The organism is Micromonospora qiuiae, from assembly GCF_016863555.1.
GTDB classification, from domain to species: domain Bacteria; phylum Actinomycetota; class Actinomycetes; order Mycobacteriales; family Micromonosporaceae; genus Micromonospora; species Micromonospora qiuiae.
Genome location: NZ_BOPC01000106.1, coordinates 1 through 23,095, shown reverse-complemented (window position 1 = coordinate 23,095; position 23,095 = coordinate 1). Strand labels below are relative to the sequence as shown.

The following is a 23,095-nucleotide window of genomic DNA, read 5'->3' as shown; positions in this document are numbered from 1 at the left end:
GGTCCGGGGTCCATCGAACGTCGGGAGTGCGTGGTGGGGCATGTGTTGTTGGTCGAGAGCTGGGTCGGTGCGATGAGCACCCTGCTGCCTCGGGCGATCCGGGAGGCAGGGCATGGGTTCACGTTCTTGACCAGGAACCTGCATCACTACCTGCGCCAGGGCGTCGGCGAAGGAGTGCACCCGTTGCTCACCGCGGATAACGTGATCACTGCCGAGACCAACGATCTGGATGTGCTGCTGCCCCAGGTCCAGCGGCTGCACGAGGTTCTGCGGTTCGACGGTGTCATCACGTCGTGCGACTACTACCTCGGCACGGCAGCTCAGTTGGCCGCATATCTGGGTCTGCCGGGTGCACGGCCGGAAGCCGTCGAGTGTGCCTACCGCAAGGACTTGGCGCGGCAGCGGATGCAGGTGGCCGGCCTGCCCGGTCCGGCGTTCGCGATCACCGAGGACTGGCCGGGTACCGAGGCCGCCGCGCGCAGGCTGGGCTTCCCGCTGGTCATCAAGCCGGTCGACCTGTGCGCCGGGATGTTCGTCCGGCTGGTGGCCGACGGGGCACAACTGCGCGAGGCGTTCGATGTCCTCGACGAGTTTCCGGTCAATGCCCGTGGCCAGCAGCGCTCGCCGCTGGTGCTGCTGGAAGAGGTTCTGGTCGGGCCGGAGGTCAGCGTCGAGACCGTCACTGTCGACGGGACGACGACAGTGCTCGGCGTGACGGACAAGAGTCTGGCTGGTGAGCCGTGGTTCGTGGAGACAGGGCACATGTTCCCTGCCGCGCTCGATGCCGCGGCGGTCACCGCAGTGTGTGACATGGCGGTCGCAGCCCTCGCCGCGGTCGGGTTCGACCGGGGGGTGGCGCACACCGAGCTGCGGCTGACGGCAGCCGGGCCGCGGGTGGTGGAGATCAATCCGCGCCCGGCGGGTAACCAGATCACCGAGTTGGTGCGGCGGGCGGCCGGGGTGGATCTGCCGATGGTGTTCACCCAGCTCGCCCTGGGTGAGCAGCCGGACCTCGCGGTGGCCGACACGGGCGTACGCAGCGCGGCCATCTCGTTCCTGCTTCCGTCCCGAGCCGGAATCGTTGCCGGGATCGACGGTTCGGCCGCGCTCATCGCGGCTCCCGATGTCGTGGACTGGGCGGTGAAGCCCGCCGGGCACCGCACCGGCGACGCGGTGAGCAACAACAACTACCTCGGCCATGTCATGACGGTGGACACCGCGGGCCTCGGCGCCCGGGCCCGGGCCGAGGAACTGGTTGCCGGGCTGGGCGTTCGGTACGCCGACGACATGGCGGGGGCCCTCGCGTGACGACGCCGACGCCGGTCAAGACCGGTGCGCCGTTCACATCGGTGACGGACCTGATCGAGGCCGTCCGCGCTGCCCGTTTCGGCCCCGACCCGGCCGATGAAAGGATCAGCGTCGCGTTCACTACCCGGCAAGGCGTTCGGCACGCCGGGCGTGTCCGCGGCTACCGCAACCACGTGCTGAGCCTCCGGGTGGGCGCCACCGTCGGTTCATGCGCGGTGGAGCCTGATGAGCTGACCGACGATGTCGCCTACGACTGTGTGGGGCGCAGCGTCGCAGAACTGCTCACCCACCCGGTGCCGGCGGCACGCGTCGCGGCTCTCGACGCCTACCTCGCGGCGGCCCGCCCGCACGTGCATGCCGCCCATGACACCGTGACGATCCCCGCAGGCACCTCGCTGGCCAAGTCGACCGCCCGGGCCGCGGCAGTGGTGGAGCTGATACCGGTCGCCCCGGGGCAGAGCGTCCTGGTCGTCGGTGTGGTGAACTCCCTGCTCGAGCAGTTGCGCCGCCGTGGCGTCAGCTACCTGCCCTGCGACCTGGCGGGCGGCAGCACCGAATGGGGCGAGCCGTGCCTGCCGGACGCCGCCGCCCTGCTGGAACGCTGCGACGCCCTGCTGGTGTCCGGCATGACCCTGGGCAACGGCACGTTCGAGCCGCTGCTGCGGCACGCCCGCGCAACCGGCAAGCCGATGGTGGCCTTCGCGCAGACCGGCAGTGCCGTCCTACCGTGCTTCCTCGACGCCGGGCTGAGCGCCGTGTCCGCCGAACCGTACCCATTCTTCTGGCTCGATGGCGGACCGACGACGCTCTACCGCTACCGTGCCGCCGCCGGGTCGCCGTGCTGACCGCCTCCGCGCCGGCCACGTGCGCACCGCACCTGCTGGGGTTGCTGGGGCGCTCCCCGGTGGCGCTCGTCGACACCCCGCTGCCGTACCCGCACAGCGGCTTTTACGCCAAGGTGGAGTACCTGAGCCCGGGCGGCATGAAAGCACGGGCCGCCGTGGCCATGCTGCAGGCCGCCCGGCTGCGAGGCGAGCTTCGGCCGGGAGCCCCCGTGGTGGAGTCCACCAGCGGCACGCTCGGGATCGGGCTGGCGTTCGCCGGGCAAGCCCTGGGCCACCCGGTCGTCCTCGTGGTGGACCGCGAGATGGAACGACCGATGCGGGCGCTGCTGACCGCCTACGGGGCGGCGGTCGAGGAGGTCGAGCAGCCGCATCCGGTCGGCGGTTGGCAGCAGGCCCGCTTGGACCGGCTGCACGAGGTGCGGGCTCGCATCCCCGGCGCCTACTGGCCCGACCAGTACCACAATCCGGACAACGTCACCGGCTACTGCACCCTGGCCGAGGAGCTGACCGGACAGGTCGAGGCTGTGGACGTGCTCGTGTGCAGCGTCGGCACCGGTGGGCACAGTGCTGGCCTGGCGCGGGCACTCAGGCGGCATTGGCCCGGGATGCGGCTCGTCGGTGTCGACACCGTCGGCTCGACCATCTTCGGTCAGCCCGCGAGACCGCGGCTCATGCGCGGGTTGGGCAGCAGCATCTTCCCCCGTAACGTCGACTACGCCGCCTTCGACGAGGTGCACTGGGTCGGCCCGGTGGAGGCGGTGGACACCTGCCGCCGGCTCGCGCGTTCGGCGTTCGTCACCGGCGGCTGGAGCACCGGCGCCGTCGCCCGGGTCGCCGCGTGGATCAGCCGCATGCAGCCCGGCGCTCGGGTGGTCACGATCTTCCCGGATGGTCCGCACCGCTACCTCGACTCGATCTTCGACGACGCGTTCTGCGCCACCCACGGGCTGCTCGCGCCGGCTCCGGGCCATCCGATCGAGATTCCGTACCCGAACGCCGTCGAGGTGACCCGGTGGAGTCGCTGCCGGACGGTCCTCGACCCGCTGCGCAGCATGGCGGTGCCGGCATGAGGCTCGGCTGGCGCACCTACCCGCTGCGGCTACGCGAACCGCTGCGTATCTCCCGCTCGGCGATGCCGGGCCGCGACGCCGTCCAGGTCGACCTGTCCCACGACGGTGTCACCGGTCACGGCGAGGTCGTCACGAGCGTCTACTTCGGCCTCGACCTGGCCGCCATCCTCGGTTCGCTGACCGGGCTCAGATACCGGGTGCGCGGCTATGACGAACCCGAGGCGCTGCTCGCGGACCTGCCTGCGCTCGCTGCTGAGCTGCCCGCCGGTGTGCTGGCGGCACTGGACGCCGCCGTCCACGATCTGCTGGGCCGTCGAGCCGGGATGGGCGTGCATCAGTGGCTCGGCCGGCCCGCCTTCTCGCCGACGCCCACCGCCTACACCATCGGCCTCGTGGCGCCTGACCACGCTGCCACCACCGCTCGGGCGCTGGCTCGGCGCGGCTTCCGGCTCATCAAGGTCAAGTGCGGGGACGCTGCGGACCCGGCCAGGATCGCAGCCGTACGTGCCGCCATGCCGCATGCCCGGCTCGTACTCGACCCCAACGGCGCCTGGACACCCGAGCAGACCGTACGGCTGCTCGACGCGGTGCGCCCGCACGGCATCGACGCCGTCGAACAACCCATCGCGCCCGGAACACCGCAGCTGCTTGCCTGGATCAGCGCGCGCACCGACGTGCCGGTCATCGCCGACGAGGATGCCACCACGGTGGCGCATCTCGACGCCCTCGCGGGCGCGGTCGCCGGCATCAATATCAAGATCGCGAAGTGCGGGGGTATCCACGCCGCGCAGCAGATCGCCGCCGGGGCCAGCGCCTACGGCATGGATCTCATGCTGGGTTGCCTGGTGGCCAGCTCGCTGGGCATCGCGCCGGCGGTGCACCTCACCAGCGGTGCCCGGTGGATCGACCTGGACGGACACCTGCTGCTCACCGACGATCCGTGGACCGGCATCGGTGGCCACGACGGCATCCTGCGGCTGACCGACGAACCCGGACTCGGCGTGCGGGCGGCCCGATGAACACCTGGGTCACCCTGCGCGGCTTCCCGCTGTCCATTCGACTGCTGGTGGTCAACCAGCTCGGCGTCAACATCGGCTTCTACCTGCTGGTGCCCTACCTCGCCGGTTACCTGGCCGACGACATAGGTATGTCGGTCGCCGTGATCGGCATCGTGCTCGGCGTACGGAACCTCAGCCAGCAGGGTCTGTTCCTCCTGGGCGGCTCGGCCGCCGACCGGCTCGGCGCCCGCAGCGTCATCATCGCCGGCTGCGCCCTGCGCGCCGTCGGCTTCGGACTGTTCGCTATCAGCGCGTCATTGCCGATACTGCTGGCCGCGTCGATCCTGTCCGGGCTGGCCGGGGCGCTGTTCAACCCGGCCGTGCGCACCTACGTGGCGCAGGCCGCTGCCGACCGGCGGGCCGAGGCGTTCGCGTTGTTCAACGTGTTCGCCAGCGCCGGCGCGCTGCTCGGGCCACTGCTCGGCTCCGCCCTGCTGCTGGTCGACTTCCGGGTCGCCGCGCTGGCCGCCGCTGCCGTGTTCGCCGCGCTCACCGTGGCGCAGGCGATCTGGTTGCCCGCCCAACCGGTCACCTCCAGCGAGGCAACCGTCTGGCAGGACTGGCGTACCGGCATCGCCGACCGTCGCTTCCTGGCCTTCAGCGTGGCGCTGGCCGGCATGTTCGCGTTGCAGACCCAGCTGTACCTGATCCTGCCGATGCAGGCGGAACACGTCACCGGACAGCCCGTGGCGGTCGCCGTGTTGTTCGTCATCTCCACCGTCGTGACGCTCGCCCTGCAAATGCCCCTGACCGGCTGGCTGCAGGGCCGCTGGAGCCGCGGCACGAGCATCACCGTAGGTATGGCTGTCATGGGAGCCGGTTTCCTGTTGCCGCTGCTGCGCGTGGAATCGGCGCCACCGGTGCTGCGCCTGGTGCCCGTGCTGGCCGCTGCCATCCTGCTCACCCTAGGGGTGATGATCGCCCAACCCTTCGTGCTGGAGTTGATCCCCGCCTTCGCCGGGCACGGGCTGACCGGCACCTACTTCGGCCTGTTCTACCTGGTGTCAGGGATTCTCGCCGCCGGCTGCACCGCCGCCGTCGGCGCGGCGGTGGGCGCCGCCGCAGGCGCGGGCGTGCCTGCGGCGGCATGGCTGCTCACCGCCGGCGTCGGGGTGGCGTCGGCTGGTGCGGTGTGGCTGCTGCGCCGCGGTGGCCTGCTCACCCCCGCCCCGGCCCCGGTGTCGGCGGGTGTCTCATGAGTGGAGAGAACCTCCTCACCGACAACCCGGAGCTGTACGAACAGCAGTTTCCCGACCCGGGTCGCGTCGCCGCCCGGTTCGTCGACGACGTCGTGCGCCGATTTGCCGACCGGACCGTCGCCGGGCCCCGGCTGCTCGACGTCGGTTGTGGCACCGGCCGCGACGCCGGGCACCTCGCCACCCTCGGCTACACCGCCACCGGGCTGGACACGTCGGTGCCGATGCTGACCTACGCGCGGCGCCGCCACCCCGGGGTCCGGTTCGTTCGCGCCGACATGCGCACCTTCGAGCTGACCGACCGCTTCGACGTTGTCACCTGCCTGGACAGCGCGCTGCTGTACTGCCACCGCAACGCCGACCTGACCGCGTTCCTGCAGCGCTGCTACCGGCACCTACGTCCCGGTGGACTACTGCTGGCGGAAATGCGCAACGGTGCGTTCTTCCTCGGCAACACCGAACTACTTGGCGGTACTCGCACCCGCACCGTGAGCTGGCGCGACGTCACGTACACCTCAGTCACCAGGCTCTGGATCGACCACCGCGAGCAGCTGCTGCGCCGCGAGCGCGTCTGGACCTGGCCGGCCTGCCCGGAACCGCTGGTGCAGCCCTCGGCATGGCGGCTGCTGTTCCCCGCCGAGCTGCGGCACCTGCTCGACACCGCCGGGTTTGACGTCGTGGCCCTGTTCGACAGCCCCGGCCCACGTACCGACCCGCCCTGGCATCCGGAAGCCGTGCTGTCGAGCGTCCTGTCCGGTGACCGCCTGCACCTGGTCGCCCGCCGCCGCAACGACGCGGCGTAACCCTCTCCTTTGTAGCGAAAGGACACTCACCATGATTCACCCGCCCGTCACCGCGTCGAGAGTGTCTCGCCGCGGCCTGCTCGGCGGTGCCGCCGCGATCTCCGCCGCCCTGCTGACCGGCTGCGGCCCGGGGGACGACCCGGCCGCCATCTCGGCGGGACAGCCCCGGCGCGGCGGCCGGCTGCGGGCGGCATTCGCCGGCGGCGGTGTCAACGAAACGCTGGACCCGCACCAGGCGAACCTGTTCAACGAGGCGTCGCGCGCCAAAGCGATGTTCGACAAGCTCGCCGACTACGGCCCGGACGTCTCCATCCAACCCCGCCTCGCCGAGCGCTGGGAGCCCAGCAGCGACCTGACCCGCTGGCGGATCACCTTACGCCCGGCCACGTTCCACGACGGCAAGCCCGTCCGCGCCGCCGACGTGCTCTACAGCTACACCCGGATCACCGACCCGAAGAAGGCGTTCCGCGCCAAGGCCAGCCTCGAACTACTCGACCTGCCCAACAGCCGCGCCGTCGACGGCCGCACCCTGGAGCTGGCCCTCAAACGGCCCTTCGCCGAGTTTCCCAACGCCCTGGCCGCGTTCGGCGCGTACATCGTCCCCGAGGGCGCCGACAGCTTCGAACGGCCTGTCGGATCCGGGCCGTTCACCTTCGACTCCTGGCAGCCCGGCCGGTCGCTGCTGCTCAAGCGGTACGACGGCTACTGGGAGGGCGCCGCGCACCTCGACGAGCTGGAGTATCTGATCAGCAACGAGGAATCGGCCCGGGTCAACGCCCTGCTCGCCGGACAGGTGGACTACGCGCACGACATCACGCCCACCACCGCGCGTACCCATGCCGACAGCGGCCGAATGACCGTCACCCGGATGCCGAACAGCACCATGCAGTCGTTCGCCATGAAAGTCGACCGGCCGCCGTTCGACAACCGCGACCTGCGCGAAGCCATGTTCCTGCTCACCGACCGGCAACAACTGGTCGACACCGTCCTCGCCGGTTCCGGGCAGGTAGGCAACGACCTGTTCGGCAAGGGCTACCAGTACTACGCCGACGACATCGCCCAGCGCACCCGCGACCTCGACCGCGCCCGGTTCCTCATCGACAAGGCCGGCGCCAAGGGCCTGCGCATCACGCTCGACACCGCGGCTGTCGCCAGCGGTTTCGTCGAGGCCGCCAGCGTCTTCGCCGAACAGGCCAAGCAGGCCGGCCTCGTCATCGAAACCGCGATGGGCAACAAGGACACCTACTGGAAGGACATCCTCAACTCCGGCGTGCTGGCCTCGTACCGCTCCGGGGCCATGCCCATCGAAACGCACATCTCGCAGCGACTGCTGGCCAATTCCACCACCAACGCCACCCGGTGGGCCCGCCCCGAGTTCGACGCCCTTTACGCCAAGGCCATCTCCAGCGCCGACGAAGCAACCCGCCGACAGGCGTACGGCGACATGCAGCGCACCCTGCACGCTGAGGGTGGATTCCTGATCTGGGGCTTCGCTGACTTCCTCGTCGCCACCGCGCCCGGCGTCGGTGGGGTGTCCACCAACGCCCCTGCCAACACCCTCGACTGGGCCCGCTTCGACAGGGTCTGGCTGGGGTGAGTCTGCCCCGCTACGCCGCCGGGCGGTTGTTGCTCGGCCTCGGGCAGGTCGCCGGGATCACCACCATCGTGTTCGTGCTCACCGAGGCGCTGCCCGGTGACGCCGCCGTGGTGATCGCCGGCGACCACCCCGACCCGGCCCGCATCGCCGCGATCCGAGCGCAACTGGACCTCGACCGACCGGCCTGGCAGCGCTACCTCGACTGGCTGACCGACCTGATACGCGGCGACCTCGGCGTCTCGCTGATCTCGCAGCGGCCGATCGTCGACCGGCTCGCCGACAGCGCGGGCACCACCCTTCTGTTGGCGGCGGTGACCCTCCTTGTTCTGGTACCGCTCGCCATCGCACTGGGCATGCTGGCGGCCCGCCGAGAAGGGGGGCGACTGGATCGGGCGGTGTCCGCGGTGTCGGTCGCGCTCTACGCGGTGCCCGAGTTCGCCCTGGCGATCCTGCTCATCGCCGTCTTCGGCGTCCGACTCGGCTGGCTACCTCCCACCGCGTTCGGCGCCGACCTGCTCACCCAGCCGTCCGTGCTCGTGCTGCCGTTGCTCGTGCTACTCACCCGGCCGATCTGCACCATCAGCCGACTCACCCGCGCTGGCATGCTCGACGCCCTGCACGGCGAGTACGTGCGCCACGCCCGACGGCTCGGCATCACCGGGATCCGGCTCTGGCTTCGCCATGCCCTGCCCGGCGCTCTGGCACCGGTCGTGCAGCAACTCGCCCGCACCACCGACTGGCTGCTCGGCGGCGTCATCGTCGTAGAGGCGGTGTTCGTCATCCCCGGCCTCGGCACCGCCCTCGTCGATGCCGTGTCCACCCGCGACATCCCCACCGTCCAGGCTTTGTGCGTCCTCGTCGCCGTCACCACAGTGGTGGTGAACCTGGCTGCCGACCTGGTCGCGTTCCGCCTCGCACCCCGGATCGGAGCCGTGCGATGAGGCGGCTGCGTACCCTGACCGGGGCAGTGCTGCTCGCGGTGCCGCTCGCGCTGGCCGTGTTCGGCCCGCTGCTGACAGGCGAGCCGGGTGACCGCACGTTCCCGTTCTCCGGCGACGGCGTGCTGGGCACCGACTTCGTCGGCCGCGACGTCGGACAACAGGTCCTACTCGGCGGTCGGTCCGTCGTCGTGGTCGCCGTATGCGCGACGCTGCTGGCGTACCTCGTCGGTGTGCCGGTCGGCCTGCTGGCCGCCGCCACCCGCCGCCGATGGGTCGATGAACTGCTCATGCGCCCTCTCGACCTGACTCTGGCCGTGCCGTCACTGTTGCTGCTGATCCTGCTGGCCGCCACCGCGCCGCCCGGGCAGCTCACCCTCGTCGGGATCGTCGCGCTGATCGGACTGCCGGAGATCGCCCGGATCACCCGGGCCGCCGCGCTGCCGCTGGCCCACGGGCCAGCCATGGAGGCGATGCGCCTGTACCGCGAGACCTGGTGGCGGCGCGGCCCCGGCTACGTCGGCACCGGCATCCGCCGGATCCTGCTCGCCGATGCCGGAGTCCGGTTCATCGGCGCCATGTATCTGGTGGCCACCGCCAGCTTCCTGGGCATTGGCGTGGCACCTGATGCTGCGGACTGGGCCGTCATGGTGGACCGCAATCGCGCTGGCCTGTTCCTGCAGCCCTGGGCCGTCGCCGTGCCGGCCGCGCTCATCATCTCCCTGGCCGTCGGTCTCAACCTGGTCACCGACCGGATGCTGATCACCCATAGCAAGCCCAGCCCATCACCACCGCCCGGGCCAGCCACGACCGGAGATCGCCCGCAAGCGAACGAGCGTCTCCTCCAGGTGCAGGACCTCGCAGCCGCGGCCCCCGACCGGGCGTTGGTCCACGGCGTCTCCTTCAGCCTGCCCGCCGGCGAGATCCTCGCTGTCATCGGCGCCTCGGGCAGCGGCAAGACCACCACCGCCCGGGCTCTGCTCGGCGAGGTCACACCTGGCGTCACCCTCACCGGCACCATCACCCTGGCCGGCCAGCCCGTCACCACCGCCACCCCGCCCAAGCCCGGCACCGTCGGCTACGTGCCCCAGCAACCCGTCGCTGCGCTCAACCCCGTACGCCGTATCGGTGCCGTGCTCCACGAGATCGCCCGGCACCAGGCACCCGGCGACAGCCGCAGCACCCACCGGCGCACGGTGGCGGCCGTACTCGAACGCGTCAGCCTGCCCGTCGACCGCCGGTTCCTGCGCCGCTTCCCCCACCAGCTCTCCGGCGGCCAGCAACAACGCCTCGTCATCGCCCACGCCCTGCTGGCCCACGCCGTCCTGCTCATCGCCGACGAACCCACCACCGGACAGGACGCGCTCACCCGCAACGACGTCGCCCGAGAACTGACGAAACTCGCCCGCGAGGGCATCGCCGTCATCCTGCTCAGCCACGACCTGCACCTCGTACGAGCCGTCGCCGACCAGATCCTCGTGCTGCACCGAGGCGTCGCCATCGAATACGGTCCGGCGGCCGAGGTGCTAGCCATGCCACGACACCGGGACACTCGGGAGCTGCTCGCCGCGCCGCCGGCCCGGCCGGCGGCGGCGGTCCGCGAGGACAGGCCGCTGCTGCAGGTCACCGGCCTGAGCGCGACCCACCGCGACGGCGGTCGGCATCGCGACGTGCTCCGCGACGTCAGCCTGGCCGTCCCCGCCGGACAGTGCCTGGCCGTGGTCGGCCGATCCGGAAGCGGCAAGACGACCCTCGCCCGCTGCATCGCCGGCCTGCACCCCGCCCGCACCGGCCAAGTGACCCTCGGTGGGCACCACCTCGCCGCTCACCTCGACCGGCGCCAGCGGCACGAACTCGGTGCCATCCAGTACGTGTTCCAAGACGCACGCGCCAGCTTCAACCCGTACCGGTCAATCCTCGACCAGACCGCCAGTCCCGCGCGTCGCCTGCGGAACGCCACGTCGGAGCAGGCCCGCCGCACGGCCCTACGCCTGCTCGAACGGGTAGGCCTCGCCGAACACACCGTGACCCAACGTCCCGACCGGCTCTCCGGCGGCGAACTGCACCGCGCAGCGCTCGCCCGTGCTCTCGCCAGCGAACCCCGCGTCCTCATCTGCGACGAGACGACGGCCGGGCTCGACAGCGTCACGCAGCACGGCATCCTCACGCTCCTCGACGAGCTGCGGCGCAGCCTCCAACTGGCCGTCGTCGTGATCAGCCACGACCGCGACGTGGTGGCTCACCTCGCCGACCACATCGTCGTTTTCGACCACGGAGCCGTCGTCGACCGCGGCCCGGCCGACGCCCTGCTCACCCACGGACACCACCTGCTGACCCGCGCGCTTCTCCACACCGACCCGGCGACCGCCGTAGCACCGTCAGACCGATGACCGGAGAAAACATGCAGCAGTCCCGACACAGCGTCGGCCCGTACGACGTCCAGACGGCCGATCACCGCACGTTTTGGTCACTCATGCGAGCCGTTTGCGCTGGTGAAAAGTCAGTGGCTTGCCTTGGCAGCTGGCGGAAGGGTCTTGGCATGGCCATGCATCAGGACGAGGTGCCGGTCGACGACCGACAACATCAGGTACCGGATGGGCGGCGATCTGCTCGTAAGGCTCCCGCGAACCAGTTTTGTGAAGCCCGGTCGGCGGCAGATCCGCGCGTTGTAGCCAGGGCATGAGGGCAGGGTGTGTGGCCCTGTCGAGCTGAACCGTTAAAGCTATCGCCCAGGGCTCCATCGTGGTGATCAGGGAATGCGACCCGGAGGGTGACCCATCCGCGCTATCAGGTCGACAGCATCCACACACCCCACCCGGGGGCCCTGCCGCAGCAGGCTGAACGTCACGCTGGCCGGGACACCCCGCCCTGATGCCGGTCTCGATCCGCACATCGGCAGTGCCATGGTCGCCGTTCCGACGCTATGGCGGTATCCGATCAGATGACCGCCATTCCGCCGAAACCGAGTGGATCAACTGGACGCGATGGTCGGCCGCGGCGTCGGCGTCACCGGCGCACCACCCTGCCGAACCCGTGACGCGCCAGAAGCGTCGCACGCTCCGTGTTCGAATCCCGCTGGTGGCACCTCGAAGATCACAGCCGTGCTCACCGGGCACGTCCCCTCGGACGCAGGTGCTTGTCCCCCGTGCGAGCTACCGCAAGTGTCCACCGCACGGTGATGTTTCCTGACCTGCGACTCCATAGCGTTTGGCGTGGCCGCTGCGCCGCAGCCGGTTGTCGTCGAGGGAGTCGTCATGCGTTTGTTGAAACAGCTTCTGGCCGTCGCGGCTGTCGCTTTCGTCGGTATTCAGGCCATCGTCGCGGTGGAGGGGAACGCCTGGCTGACTCTGGTCATCGGTGTGTTGGCCTCAGTGGTCGCGGTTTCCGTCTACGGGTGGGTGGTACGCCGTACCGAGCGCCGGGACCTGACGGAGCTGGCGCGAGCCGGCGCGGGCGCTCGGATCGCCCGCGGGGCGCTGATCGGGTTCGGAATGTTCGCCGCGGTGATTGTGACCATCGCCTTCGTCGCCGACTACGACGTCGACGGCCTGGGCTCGGTGTCGGGCGCGCTGGCGCTGCTCGGGGTCATGGCCGCCGCCGCCGTGACCGAGGAGTTGCTGTTCCGGGGCGTGCTGTTCCGCATCGTCGAGGAACGTACGGGCACCTGGCTCGCACTGGTGCTCACCGGTGTGGTGTTCGGCCTGATGCACCTGTTCAACCCCGACGCCAGCGTGTGGGGTGCGATCTGCATCGCGGTCGAGGCCGGGTTCATGCTCGCCGCCTGCTACGCCGCCACCCGTAACCTCTGGGTGCCGATCGGCCTGCACTTCGGATGGAACTTCGCCGCCGGTGGCATCTTCAGCGTCGTGGTCTCCGGCAACGGCCAGTCCGAGGGCCTGCTGGACGCCACGATGTCCGGCCCGGCTCTGGTCACCGGCGGCGAATTCGGCCCGGAGGGCAGCCTCTACACGGTGGCGGCGGGTGTGGTGCTGACGCTGGTGTTCATGTGGCTGGCCCACCGCCGTGGTCACATCGTTGCGCGTCGCCGCCGTGCGGTCGACGTCCAGCCGGCGACGGCTACGGTTTCCTGATGGTCGGCCTTCGGATGGTTCCGGACTTGTGGCGGCGGTGGCCCGTCACGGTCCGGGATTTCCCGTTGGCGTTGCTGTTCGCCCTCGCGTCGGTGGTGCCTGCGCTGCAGGATCAGGGTACGCAGCTCGGTGACCTGCCGCGGCGCCCCTTCGACGCGCTGACCATCGCCGTCGTCGCCCTGGAGTGCCTCCCGCTCGCCGTCCGCCGACGCTGGCCTGCCCTCTGCCTCGCCCTGGTGTCGGTCGGCTTCGTGATCGACCAACTGCGCGCCTATCACACGGTGGCCGGCGCCGCGCTGGCCATCGCGCTTCTGAGCGCGGGGGCACACCTGCAACGTCGCCGACGTACCACCATCGTCCTGGCCTCCGCCGCGTACCTGGCGCTGGCCGTGGCTCTCGACCGGCAAGGGTCGACCGAGGGCGTGACGGGGTTCGCCATCTTCTACCTGTTGCTGGTCCTACCGTGGGGCATCGGAGCGTGGCTGCGGCAGACGCGGGCCGCCGAAGCCGAACGCCGCCGCCACGTCGCGCTGACCGCCCGCGCGGCCGAACGCACCCGCATCGCCAGCGAACTCCACGACATCGTGACCCACCACGTGACGGCGATGGTCGTGCAGGCGGAGGCCGCCCGCTATCTGACCGCCGCCCCCGAACGCCTCGACACAGCTCTGACCGCCATCACCGACACCGGTCGCCGAGCCATCACCGACCTGCGACACCTGCTCGACCTGCTCAATCCCGACCACGGCGCCGATCCGCGTACACCGTCGGTCGGCAAGCTCCGCGCTCTGGTCGAGCAGACCCGGCAGGCGGGGCAACCGGTCGAATTCACCGTAGAAGGCAGCCCCGCGCGTACGACCGGCGGTGCCGAGGTCGTGGCCTACCGAGTGGTGCAGGAGGCCCTGACGAACGCCCTCAAGTACGCCCACGGCGTCCGCACCACTGTTCACGTGCACCACCGCGACAGGGAGACCACTGTGCAGGTCAGCACCGAGGGTTCGGGTTCGTACGCCGGGGGTCCCGGAGGGAGTGGACGCGGCCTCGCGGGGCTCCGCGAGCGCGTCGGCGTGCTGGGTGGCGAATTCAGCGCGGAACGGCGCGCGGACGGCGGGTTCGACGTGCGGGCCCGCATCCCCACCGGGAGCCCATCGTGACGGCGCCGATCCGGGTGCTGGTCTGCGACGACCAGGCGCTGATCCGCACCGGCTTCGCGACGATCATCGACGCCCAGCCCGACCTTGAGGTGGCGGGCGAGTGTGGGGACGGGCGTGCCGCCGTCGACCTCGCCGGCCGGCTGCACCCGGACGTGGTCGTGATGGACGTACGGATGCCGGTGCTCGACGGCATCACGGCGACCCGCATGCTGGCCGGTGCCGGAGTGGCCCGACCTGTCAAGGTGCTCGTGGTGACGACGTTCAATCTCGATGAGTACGTGTACGAGGCGCTGCGTGCGGGGGCGAGCGGGTTCCTTCTGAAGGACGCCCCGCCGGCCCAACTGCTGCACGGTATCCGCACCGTCGCCAGCGGTGCGGCGCTGTTGGCGCCCGAGGTGACTCGGCAGCTCGTGGGCAGGTACGCGTCGCGCATCCGCCCCGCCGAAGGCACGCCGGACGACGTGGGGCTGACCCCGCGTGAACTGGAGGTGCTGCGCCTCATCGCCAACGGATTGTCCAACAGTGAGATCGCCGCGGCACTGGTGATCAGCCAGGAGACCGTCAAGACGTACGTGTCGCGCATCCTGACCAAGCTCGACCTGCGCGACCGCGTGCAGGCGGTGGTCTACGCCTACCGCGCTGGCCTGGCGACGTAGGACCAGGCGTCAGAGCGCCGGTAGGTGTTCAGCTCGGGTGAGCACCTCGTCGACCAGGCCGTGCTCCCGGGCCTGCTCGGCGGTGAGTCAGCGGTCCTGGTCCAGTCGCCGAGGCGCACCTGCGGGCCACGGTACGCAACACGTCGGAGCACACGCTGCTGCGTGCCGACCTCCCCGTGATCTGCCCCACGAACGGCTTGTGCCCGTCCGCGTTACGCCGACACGGGTATGAGCCTCGCTTACGACATCTCCTGTTCTCGGAGCGAACGTCCGCTCGTCCTGTTGCACGGTCTGGCCTTCGACCGCCGGCACTGGCAGCTGGCGTACCGGCGCTGGCTGGAGTCGGTCAAGCCCGGCGGGATCACCCTGCTGCCGGGCGGCTACCACTTTCCGCACCTGAAGTGGCCGGCCGAGGTCGCCCGGCTGCTGGCCGAATCCTCGGATCCGATGGCCAACGAGAGGATCCCGAATGCACGGTAAGGGCCTTCGGGTGCTTGTGGTGGGTGCGGGGCTCGCTGGCTTGGCTGCCGTCCGCGCACTGCGCGGCTGGGGTGCCGGGATCGACATAGTCGAGCGGTCGTCCGGCCCGGTTCTCGCCGGCAGCGGAATGTACCTGCCGGGAAACGCGGCGCGAGCGTTGAGTGACCTCGGTTTGCTTGAGCAGGTCGCGGACGTTGCCGTCAGGATCTCCCGCCAGCGGACCGCGACTTCAGGTGGGCGGCCGCTGTTCGAGGTGGACGTCGACCGACTGTGGCATGGCGTCGGCCCATGTCTCGGGCTGCACCGACGCGAACTGTATTTGACGCTGCTAAACGCGTTGGACGGCCAGCCGGTGAGATGGGGAGTGCGCCCGGTGAGCGTGATCGGGGTGGGCAGCCAGACCTTGGTCGAGTTTGATGACGGGGGCAGTGATGTCTATGACCTGGTCATCGGTGCCGACGGCGTACACTCGACCGTCCGGCGCCTGGTGTTCGGCAACGAGCTGGTGCGGCAGCTCGACCACTACTCCTACCGTTTCCTCGCGCCGAGATCCGAGACCGACGTGGCCTGGTCGGTGCAACTGGGCCGTGGGATGCAGTTTCTCACGGTCCCGATCGACGATCGGCAGCTCTACTGTCATTTCAACATCGGCTCCGGTGGTGCCCGAGCGGACTGGATGCAGGTGGCCCGGGAAACATTCACGGAACCGGTACGGAGCCTGCTGGACCAGACCGACGGGACCGGTCATGCCGGACCGTACGAGGAGGTCGTCCTCGCCACCTGGGTGGCCGGTAGTGTGCTGCTCGTCGGCGACGCGGCCCATGCGACCTCACCGAACATGGCGCAGGGCGCTGCGATGGCGTTCGAGGATGCCGTCGTGCTCGCCGAGTCGCTACGCGAGGCGGAGGACCTGACCACCGCTCTGGCCGCCTTCCAGGCACGTCGGCGGCTCCGCGTCGACTGGATGCGCACCCAGACTCATCGCCGTGACCGGTCCATCAGCCTGCCGCCCGTCGTCCGGAACCCGTTACTGACGATGTACGGCCGGCGAATCTTCCGCAGCAACTACGCCTGGCTGCTGAACCGACCATAGGAAGGCGTCATGTACGAGCGATACCGCCGCTCGCCGACGGCGCGTGCTCGGTGACCATCGACGATCATGTCGAAGAGAGGATGCACACGGTCCGAATGATGTCTGATGCGGCAATTGCGAGAACCATCGAGCACGAGGTACGCGCCGGTGACGGCCGGATCGTTCATGTCTACGAGGCGGGCGATCCGCACGGGAAGCTGGTGCTGGTGCACCACGGCACACCGGCGGCGGGAATGTTCGCCAAGGAATGGGTTCGGGACGCCCAGGCCCGTGGCATCCGGTTGGTGACCTACGACCGTCCCGGATACGCGCGCTCTGACCGGCTCCGCGGGCGCTCGGTCGCGGACGCGGCTGCCGACGCGGCGGCCATCACCGAGGCACTGGGTGTCGGTCGGTTCCGCACCTGGGGAGCCTCCGGCGGCGGACCCCACGCGCTCTCGTGCGCGGCGCTGCTGCCGGACCGGGTGGTCGCGGCGGCGCTTGCCGGCGAGGCGGTACTGGAGGAGTACCTGCGGCGGGATGCCGCCAGTTTGTTGGCCGCAGGCAGGGACGGGGTGGTGGAGAGCCTGCTGTCCCTGCCTCCTGGCGAACTGACCCGACGCAGCGGGGGCCGCCGCTGGTCATGTCGCACGGTCTGAGCTTCGGAGCGCTACGACGTGGCCGGTGTGTGCCAGTTCATCCGGCGGCAGGCATTCATCCTCTCTGCCGCCTGCGGTTAGGCGGGCCCGGTCCCACGTCTGATGCACATCGCCCTATATATATATCGCTAAAGGAAAAGGGACATGGACACGAACCTTCATCGACGGGCCGTGCTGGCCGCCATGGCCGGCACGACCGTCGGACTCGCAGCGGCGTCGCCGGCCGGCGCGAACACCACCACCACGACGACAACTTCCGAGCGGCTCAAGGGCTACACCTATCCGCTTAGTGCCCGCGGTGTGGCGAACCTGGCCGGCAAGCCGCCGTGGCACTACGTCGGCGACGCGGTCGGCGCGGAGTTCTGGACCAGCCCTGAGGCGGCCGCGGCCTCGTTGCCCACCGGCCTCGATCCGGATCCGGCCAGCTCCGGCCACGGGTACGCCGTGTTCATCGACTGGCAGTTCAATGGCGGCTCCGACGACTACCTCGACCCGCCGTACAGCCAGTACTCGGAGTTCCTGGTGTTGCTCGACGCGCAGTGGCAGGGCACGCCGGTAGCCTGGTGCCCGTTCATCTGGGTGGACAACGACGCCTCGCTGGCGCGAGGCTGGGTGCAGGGCTTTCCCAAGAAGTTGGGTTCCATTCGGCAGACTCGGGCCTTTGGCATGGACAGCCCGGCGACGCCCACGGTCGGTCCGGGGGGTCGGTTCGCCGCCGTCGCGTCCGCAGGGGGCCGCCGCCTCGCGGAGACCACCGTGACGCTGGAACGGAAGGCCGATCGACTGCCCGCGCTGACTCGGCCGATCGTCAACCTGCGGCATTTTCCGCGGCTCGCCGCCGGGCAGCACGACCACCCGGCCGTGCACGAGCTCACCCTGTCGGTGTTGACCAACCTGGGATTCGCAAACACCTGGGTCGGCACGGGCGATTTGCGGTTCCTGCCGGCACCACGGGAGGAACTCGCCGATCTCGCTCCGCGTCGGGTGGGCGTCGGCTTCCGTGGTTCCTTGTCGTACTCCGTCAACGACCTGCGCACTCTCTGAGGACCAGCCGAGCCTGAGACAGGCATCCCTGCGTCCACGACAGGCACGTCCTGGCCGTGCGGAGACTGCCCCCGCCGCTAGCGCAGGTGTCCAGGAACGTGGGCGGCGTGAGTCCAGACGGCGGTCTGGCCAAGATGGAAGGCCGGGCCCGGTTGCCGATGTGGTACCCGGGCCCGACGCCAGCTCTCGGGCCCGCCGATCGCGGTGTCCTGCTCGGCAGGGGTGCGGTGATCGGTGCCGTTGAAGGCGAAGTGTCTGACGGCGGCGAACTCGGCTTCGATCCAGTTCCGCCACGACGCATCCGTGGGTGCCAGATCCGCGCTTGTCGCGGCGGCTCCCCGATGATCATGACAAGCGCCACGCCCCCGCTCGGAACCCCACACAATACGAGGGGCGCCCGACGCACTAGCATTGCCGCGGTCCGAGGCGGCTTGAAACGAGGCGAGATGCGTTGGCTCCGGCAGTTGCTGGGTGGCAGGCGAGTCCAGCTCGATCCCGGGCGACAGCAGGCACTGCTGGCCGACGTCCGGCACCGGTACGGCGCCGGCTTGCAGGTCCGGTTTCCGGAACAGGTCGAAGCGATCACCCGAATGCTGAACGACGACGACGGCCTGGTGGTGGCGGCCCGGATTGTGAGCGAGGCCGCCGACGAGGCTCACGCGGACCTGCAGGCCCAAGCCCACGACGTGCACCGACGGACGGGCCGGCGGCTTTTGGTGCACCGCCGGAACTACCGGCAGCTGTGGAAGGAGGCCGGACCGGCGCTGCGGTGGCCCCTGTTCGCGCTGCCGTGCGGCCTCCATCCGTACGCGCAGGTGTCCGCCGCCGTCGCGGTGGTCGGCAGCCGCGCGTCCCGGCTCGGCCAGGTGACCGACCCGAACCCGCTCCTGGCCCGCGTGTTCGAGGTGCTCGACCTCACCACCGCCGGCTGGGAGTACGGCCAGGTACGGGTGGACACCGATGCCGCTGTCCTGGCCGATCGACTGATCTCGACCGCCGGGCAGGTCCTCGCGGCCATCGACGACCCGCCCCGGCTGCCGCCTCCGGTCCGCGAGGTGATGCGCCGCAACAACACCCTCGACGTCCACGATCCAACCGGTCCTCGAGTGGTCGGCGGAATCAACTTGGGCGCGCGGATGCGGGAGAGTCTCCTGGTCTGAAACACCGCGGCGGGCATCAGGTATGCCGCCACCGGCACCGCCCAGATTCTCGTCTGATGCCGTCTGATGCCGTCGAGCCCGACGTGCTCGTCGAACTGGAGGCGACCGCGATCTCGCAGTGAGCACTTCGCCCTGAGCATCAGGACGTGGTTCGGAGATTTCATGCCTCGGGACGAACAGGCACATGGGCTTGCTGTGGGCCGAGCTGGCTGATGTCGTACCCGTTGGGGTAGGTCTTGGTGTTGATGCCGTCGGCGAACAGTGGCGTGGTGCGGGGGGCTCCGAACCAGCGTTGGAGCCGTGAGCGTGTCTTCAGCGCCAGGTGCAGGCCAGCCCGGACCGGCCAGGCTGGTGTCTCGACGCGCATGGCGCGGCGCAGTGGCGCGTCATAGATGGCGCTGACGAGTGCGTTGCCAAGCGGGGCGAGGGGTGTGGGGATGCGGCTGAGCATCAGTATGCGGGTGGCTCGCTCGATGGCGGCGGCGTCGTCGTTGGGTTGCAGGTGAACCGCGTCGTGGGCGTCGAACCAGGTCTCGAAGTCCTCGTAGGAGTCGGGAATGTCGGTGATGCTCATCCGTCGGCCGAGCTCGCGGTAGAAGAGGTGGGTGGCTTGCCGTTCGTGGCAGCAGGGCTGGCGCCAGCCGTACCGCTGTAGCCAGCGAGTGGGGATCACGACCAGGCAGCCGAGAACGTAGCGGTAGTCGTCGTTGCCGATGTCGTACGGGCGGTGGATCTGGTTGATGCGCCGTAGGGCGTCTCGGCCGCGTCGGTGGTCGAAGCCGTTGAGGACCATTTCGTACATGAGCAGGCCGGTGTCGTCGAGGCGCTTCTGGGTGCGTTCGGTGAGCTCGCCGGTGGCGGTGTGTACGGCGGCGATGGTGGGGATGGAGAAGGAGCGGTTGAAGGCGAGGTTGAGCCCGAGCTTCATGTCCCAGGGGAACTCGTAGCGCAGCATCGTCTGGTAGATCGCCAGGTAGTCGCGCTCGGGGTCGAGGGTGCGGGTACGAGCGAGGTTGACGTAACGGCCTCTCATCGGCGGGTGTCTCCAAGCGCGGAATTCTGTACGGGGAGGCGTCGGGAAGCGGCGAGCGTCTGGGCTACCACGAGCGACCGGGCGTAGGTGCTGGATACGAGCGCCAGCCAGGAGATCTCCCCGGCGTAGCCGTCGGAGGGGCGGTGCAGGTCGTCGGGTGGCAGGGGGAGCGCGGCGCTGAGGCCCCGGTGATGGGCGCGGAGTGCGCAGGCCAGATGCGCCGCTTCGATCGTGGCCCGCCGCTCGTCGGCGGTCAGGTCAGCCCGCTTGGCGTGCTGCTCGGCCAGTGCCGTCACTCTGACGTCCATGTACGGGCGCAGCGCGAGGCAGCCGTCGCGGATCTCGGCGACTCGGCGGGTCAGTGCGTAGTCGATGTCGCGGACGGCACCGAGCCGTCGGCGCAGGCTTGTATCGAGTTCGAGTTCGGGCAGGGCGGTGACGAGGTCACGCCAGAGCGGTTCGAGGCGCTGGAAGGAACGGAAGTCGTCCCAGCGCCGGGTGATCGCCAGGATCGGGCCCCAGGCTGGCATGGTCAGGCCGATCATCATGAGCAACGCGCTGATGGTGACCAGGACCGCGGCGATCTCCCGCTCGCCGGTGGGTTGATGGCCGCTCCGGTAGGCGATCAGGTACGCGATCTTGTTGGTGCTGTAGAGCAGGGCGAATGCGGCGCCGACGGCGGTGATGCGAAGGCCCCGGCGCAGCCATGGGCGACCGCAGATGCGGGCGAAGCGCCAGCACAGCCGGGTGATGTCGGTGCAGTAGGCAAAAAAGCCGACGACCATGAAGATCAGCAGGTACGCGGTGACGGCGGGATCTCTGGCGTACTCGACCGTCAGCAGTACCGGGGTGTCGTAGGTGAGCGTGTAGGCGAAGAGAGCGACCATGGCGAGAAAGGCGCTGCTGGTGGCCCAGACCCAGAGTCGGCTGCGGGCTGCCGCCCTCGCCGGCGGAAGCGCGAGGTGGAGCAGCATGTGTTCGGCGCTGGCGGCGATCGTCATGGCGCAGCCGTGGGAGATGACTTTGGCCAGGTTGGGCAGGTCGGATGCGTGGTCGATGCTGCTCGCGAGGGGTGGGATGGCGAGCGTGATCCCGGCGGCGAAGGCTCCGAGTGCCACGCAGATCGCGCCTCGGGCCTGGCTGGGCTGCCGGTGCTGTAGCCGCAGCATGTAGCCGAAGGCGAACCAGCCGGCCACCGCGCATACGGCGTACAGGAGGGTGTCCATCTCGGCTACCAGTCGGGGTGTTCCAGCGAGTGCCGCAGCCGGCCGTACAACTCGGCCTGGCGGCTGTCCAATGGTGACTCGCGCCTTTCGTCCTGGCCGCTGCGGGCTCGTCGCAGGATCAGCGAGCCGATCATTTCGGCTTCGCGTTCCTCGTCGGCGGCGTAGTTGCTGCGGCCGAGGCTGCGGCGAACCAACGCTGGGTCGAGGTCGGGAAGCAGCAGACGCGAGGCATCCGGGTCCAGGACTTCGGTGGCCTGATGCCCGGCGATCAGGTGACCCAACTCGTGACCGATGATCAGCAGCTGATGCAGGGGCGAGGTCTCCTGCTCGAAGAAGATGGCATCGAACTCGCGGGTTGGCACGCACATTCCGCACACGGTGTGGGCCGGCAACTTGATGGGCACCAGGTGGATGGGCCGACCGCGCCGTTCGCCGAGCACGTCGCACAGCTTCCGGATCTCAAAGGGCTCCGGTATCTCAAGCTCGGCGACGATCTTCTCGCAGCGTTTGCGCAGTCGGTGCAAACTCACGTCAGCGTTCTCCCGCTCGTCAGCGTACTGCCACCGAAGGATCAACACGGCTAACTGCGATCGCCCGGCGCGGCGCCGTCTTCGCCGGAGCCGGCGCCCTCGGCAACGGCCCGCAATCGGGCCACCATCTGCTCGATGAGCTGCGTGTCTGTCGCGGACAACCCGTTGTCGGTGAGCACCTGGCGCAGCGCCACCTGCTTGACATCCATTCGGCGCAGCTCGCTGAGCAGCGTGAGCTGTTCCTGTGTGCGTCGTGCGGCCGCGTCGTCTACGAAGTAGCCGGTGTTCACTCCGAAGACGGAGGCCAGGGCACGGATGTGCGAGGTGCGCGGATCGCTGGCCACACCGCGGCGCAGCTCCCCGATGTAGGCGGCGCTGATCGTGACACCGGTTTCGCCGGCCGTGGCGTTGATCTTGTCGGCGATCTCTCTGTTGGTGTACTTCCGACCGGGCTCGTGGGAGTCGCCGAGCTCTTCAGGAGTCGGCCGAATTTTCTCGAACAGGTACTCCAGCCGGGCGGCAAGGGTGTCAAGAGGCGGTAGCTCCTGCTCAACGTGTTGATCGTCGATCATCGCTCCCCGCTCCCCGCACTTCAACGACTAAACGCCAGTGTCGCAGATGCGGGCCCCAGTAAAACAGGTGTTGACATGCGTACGCAAAGTGAGCGTATGCTCGCTCTTGAATGGAGCAACGGGTGTTGAGCGTCCACCCAAAAATGCTCAACATCTGTTGCGCGATCGGTGTTGGGCCTGGTCCGGCCACTCGAACGGGAGTCGCCGAACGCCGCTGATGGACGGGGGCGCTGGGCCGCTCGGCCAGGGAACTGCCGGCGGCCCAGCGACAGTGGCTCCGGGGCGACCCGAGGAAGGCAGCACGTTGATGACTGGCGGTGCCGGCCTGTGGCATTGGGTCTTCTGCCATTGCGTGGCGTGGAGTGGTTGGCCGGCCGGCACGTCCGTCAGGCTCAGTTCATGGGGCGAGTCGCCTGCACGAAGGTGACCCGGCCGAACTTGTGGTCGGCGTGTGCGATCTCCCGGGCGTCGTCGAACCCGGCGTCGGTCAGGAGCGTGAGGATGCCATTGCCGTGGTTGCGGGCCACGACCGGGTTGTGCGCCACCCGGGAACGCATGAGGTGGGTCAGGTGCCGCAGGACGTGGACAGGGCTGTGGTCATGA

At 69.6% G+C, this 23,095-nt stretch carries 22 protein-coding genes; 17 read left to right on the top strand and 5 right to left on the bottom strand.

All coding sequences use genetic code 11. The features are described from left to right. From Vqi01_RS27485 to Vqi01_RS27405, 17 genes are all read left to right on the top strand, one after another. The coding region (locus Vqi01_RS27485) for an ATP-grasp domain-containing protein (protein ID WP_239098713.1) at nt 1-1,308 on the top strand (1,308 nt) is incomplete at its 5' end. Beyond that, a complete protein-coding gene (locus Vqi01_RS31110; RefSeq protein WP_239098712.1) occupies nt 1,305-2,153 on the top strand; it encodes a Rossmann-like domain-containing protein in 849 nt (282 codons plus the stop codon). The genes Vqi01_RS27485 and Vqi01_RS31110, both read left to right, overlap by 4 nt. A gap of 59 nt (nt 2,154-2,212) precedes the next feature. Further along, nucleotides 2,213-3,223, top strand: a complete 1,011-nt coding sequence (locus Vqi01_RS27480) for a PLP-dependent cysteine synthase family protein (RefSeq protein ID WP_239098711.1) — start codon at nt 2,213-2,215, stop codon at nt 3,221-3,223. Then, nucleotides 3,220-4,242, top strand: a complete 1,023-nt coding sequence (locus Vqi01_RS27475) for a dipeptide epimerase (protein ID WP_204038040.1) — start codon at nt 3,220-3,222, stop codon at nt 4,240-4,242. Before Vqi01_RS27480 ends, Vqi01_RS27475 begins: the two co-directional genes overlap by 4 nt. Continuing rightward, nucleotides 4,239-5,480, top strand: a complete 1,242-nt coding sequence (locus Vqi01_RS27470) for an MFS transporter (RefSeq protein WP_204038039.1) — start codon at nt 4,239-4,241, stop codon at nt 5,478-5,480. Before Vqi01_RS27475 ends, Vqi01_RS27470 begins: the two co-directional genes overlap by 4 nt. Then, a complete protein-coding gene (locus tag Vqi01_RS27465; protein WP_204038038.1) occupies nt 5,477-6,280 on the top strand; it encodes a class I SAM-dependent methyltransferase in 804 nt (267 codons plus the stop codon). Before Vqi01_RS27470 ends, Vqi01_RS27465 begins: the two co-directional genes overlap by 4 nt. Before the next feature lie 31 nt (nt 6,281-6,311). Then, nucleotides 6,312-7,877: an ABC transporter substrate-binding protein gene (locus Vqi01_RS27460; RefSeq protein ID WP_239098710.1), complete on the top strand. Its 1,566-nt coding sequence runs from the start codon at nt 6,312-6,314 to the stop codon at nt 7,875-7,877. Then, nucleotides 7,874-8,818, top strand: coding sequence for an ABC transporter permease (locus tag Vqi01_RS27455; RefSeq protein WP_204038037.1), 945 nt, complete (start codon nt 7,874-7,876; stop codon nt 8,816-8,818). Before Vqi01_RS27460 ends, Vqi01_RS27455 begins: the two co-directional genes overlap by 4 nt. After that, entirely contained in the window at nt 8,815-11,205 is a 2,391-nt protein-coding gene (locus Vqi01_RS27445) for an ABC transporter ATP-binding protein/permease (RefSeq protein ID WP_239098709.1), read from the top strand. Before Vqi01_RS27455 ends, Vqi01_RS27445 begins: the two co-directional genes overlap by 4 nt. An 864-nt stretch (nt 11,206-12,069) precedes the next feature. After that, nucleotides 12,070-12,906, top strand: coding sequence for a CPBP family intramembrane glutamic endopeptidase (locus Vqi01_RS27440; RefSeq protein ID WP_204038036.1), 837 nt, complete (start codon nt 12,070-12,072; stop codon nt 12,904-12,906). Next, on the top strand, nt 12,906-14,060 hold the full coding sequence (locus tag Vqi01_RS27435) for a sensor histidine kinase (RefSeq protein ID WP_204038035.1): 1,155 nt from the start codon (nt 12,906-12,908) through the stop codon (nt 14,058-14,060). Before Vqi01_RS27440 ends, Vqi01_RS27435 begins: the two co-directional genes overlap by 1 nt. Next, nucleotides 14,057-14,716 carry a response regulator gene (locus tag Vqi01_RS27430; RefSeq protein WP_204038034.1) on the top strand — a complete coding sequence of 220 codons (660 nt, stop codon included), beginning with the start codon at nt 14,057-14,059 and terminating at the stop codon, nt 14,714-14,716. The genes Vqi01_RS27435 and Vqi01_RS27430 overlap by 4 nt, the downstream gene beginning before the upstream one ends. A gap of 228 nt (nt 14,717-14,944) precedes the next feature. After that, the gene (locus Vqi01_RS27425) at nt 14,945-15,196 is read left to right on the top strand and encodes a hypothetical protein (RefSeq protein ID WP_204038033.1); all 252 of its coding nucleotides are present in this window, start codon (nt 14,945-14,947) and stop codon (nt 15,194-15,196) included. Then, nucleotides 15,186-16,289 (top strand): FAD-dependent monooxygenase, encoded by a 1,104-nt coding sequence (locus Vqi01_RS27420; RefSeq protein ID WP_204038032.1) that lies wholly within the window; start codon nt 15,186-15,188, stop codon nt 16,287-16,289. The genes Vqi01_RS27425 and Vqi01_RS27420 overlap by 11 nt, the downstream gene beginning before the upstream one ends. A gap of 98 nt (nt 16,290-16,387) precedes the next feature. Next, the gene (locus tag Vqi01_RS27415; RefSeq protein ID WP_204038031.1) at nt 16,388-16,927 is read left to right on the top strand and encodes an alpha/beta fold hydrolase; all 540 of its coding nucleotides are present in this window, start codon (nt 16,388-16,390) and stop codon (nt 16,925-16,927) included. Between the two features lie 144 nt (nt 16,928-17,071). After that, on the top strand, nt 17,072-17,971 hold the full coding sequence (locus Vqi01_RS27410; protein WP_204038030.1) for an acetoacetate decarboxylase family protein: 900 nt from the start codon (nt 17,072-17,074) through the stop codon (nt 17,969-17,971). A 446-nt stretch (nt 17,972-18,417) separates the two neighbouring features. Further along, nucleotides 18,418-19,131: a hypothetical protein gene (locus Vqi01_RS27405; protein ID WP_204038029.1), complete on the top strand. Its 714-nt coding sequence runs from the start codon at nt 18,418-18,420 to the stop codon at nt 19,129-19,131. Between the two features lie 160 nt (nt 19,132-19,291). Here the strand turns inward: Vqi01_RS27405 and Vqi01_RS27400 are convergent, their stop codons facing one another. The 5 genes from Vqi01_RS27400 to Vqi01_RS27380 form a co-directional block, all read right to left on the bottom strand. Beyond that, nucleotides 19,292-20,164, bottom strand: a complete 873-nt coding sequence (locus tag Vqi01_RS27400) for an oxygenase MpaB family protein (protein WP_204038028.1) — start codon at nt 20,162-20,164, stop codon at nt 19,292-19,294. Next, a complete protein-coding gene (locus tag Vqi01_RS27395; RefSeq protein ID WP_204038027.1) occupies nt 20,161-21,390 on the bottom strand; it encodes an MAB_1171c family putative transporter in 1,230 nt (409 codons plus the stop codon). Before Vqi01_RS27395 ends, Vqi01_RS27400 begins: the two co-directional genes overlap by 4 nt. 5 nt (nt 21,391-21,395) lie before the next feature. Next, nucleotides 21,396-21,920 (bottom strand): ImmA/IrrE family metallo-endopeptidase, encoded by a 525-nt coding sequence (locus Vqi01_RS27390; RefSeq protein ID WP_239098708.1) that lies wholly within the window; start codon nt 21,918-21,920, stop codon nt 21,396-21,398. Nucleotides 21,921-21,970: 50 nt separating this feature from the next. Beyond that, nucleotides 21,971-22,492 carry a hypothetical protein gene (locus Vqi01_RS27385; RefSeq protein ID WP_204038026.1) on the bottom strand — a complete coding sequence of 174 codons (522 nt, stop codon included), beginning with the start codon at nt 22,490-22,492 and terminating at the stop codon, nt 21,971-21,973. Nucleotides 22,493-22,884: 392 nt separating this feature from the next. Further along, nucleotides 22,885-23,095 (bottom strand): hypothetical protein (locus tag Vqi01_RS27380; RefSeq protein ID WP_204038025.1); only part of this gene is annotated, 211 nt, incomplete at its 5' end.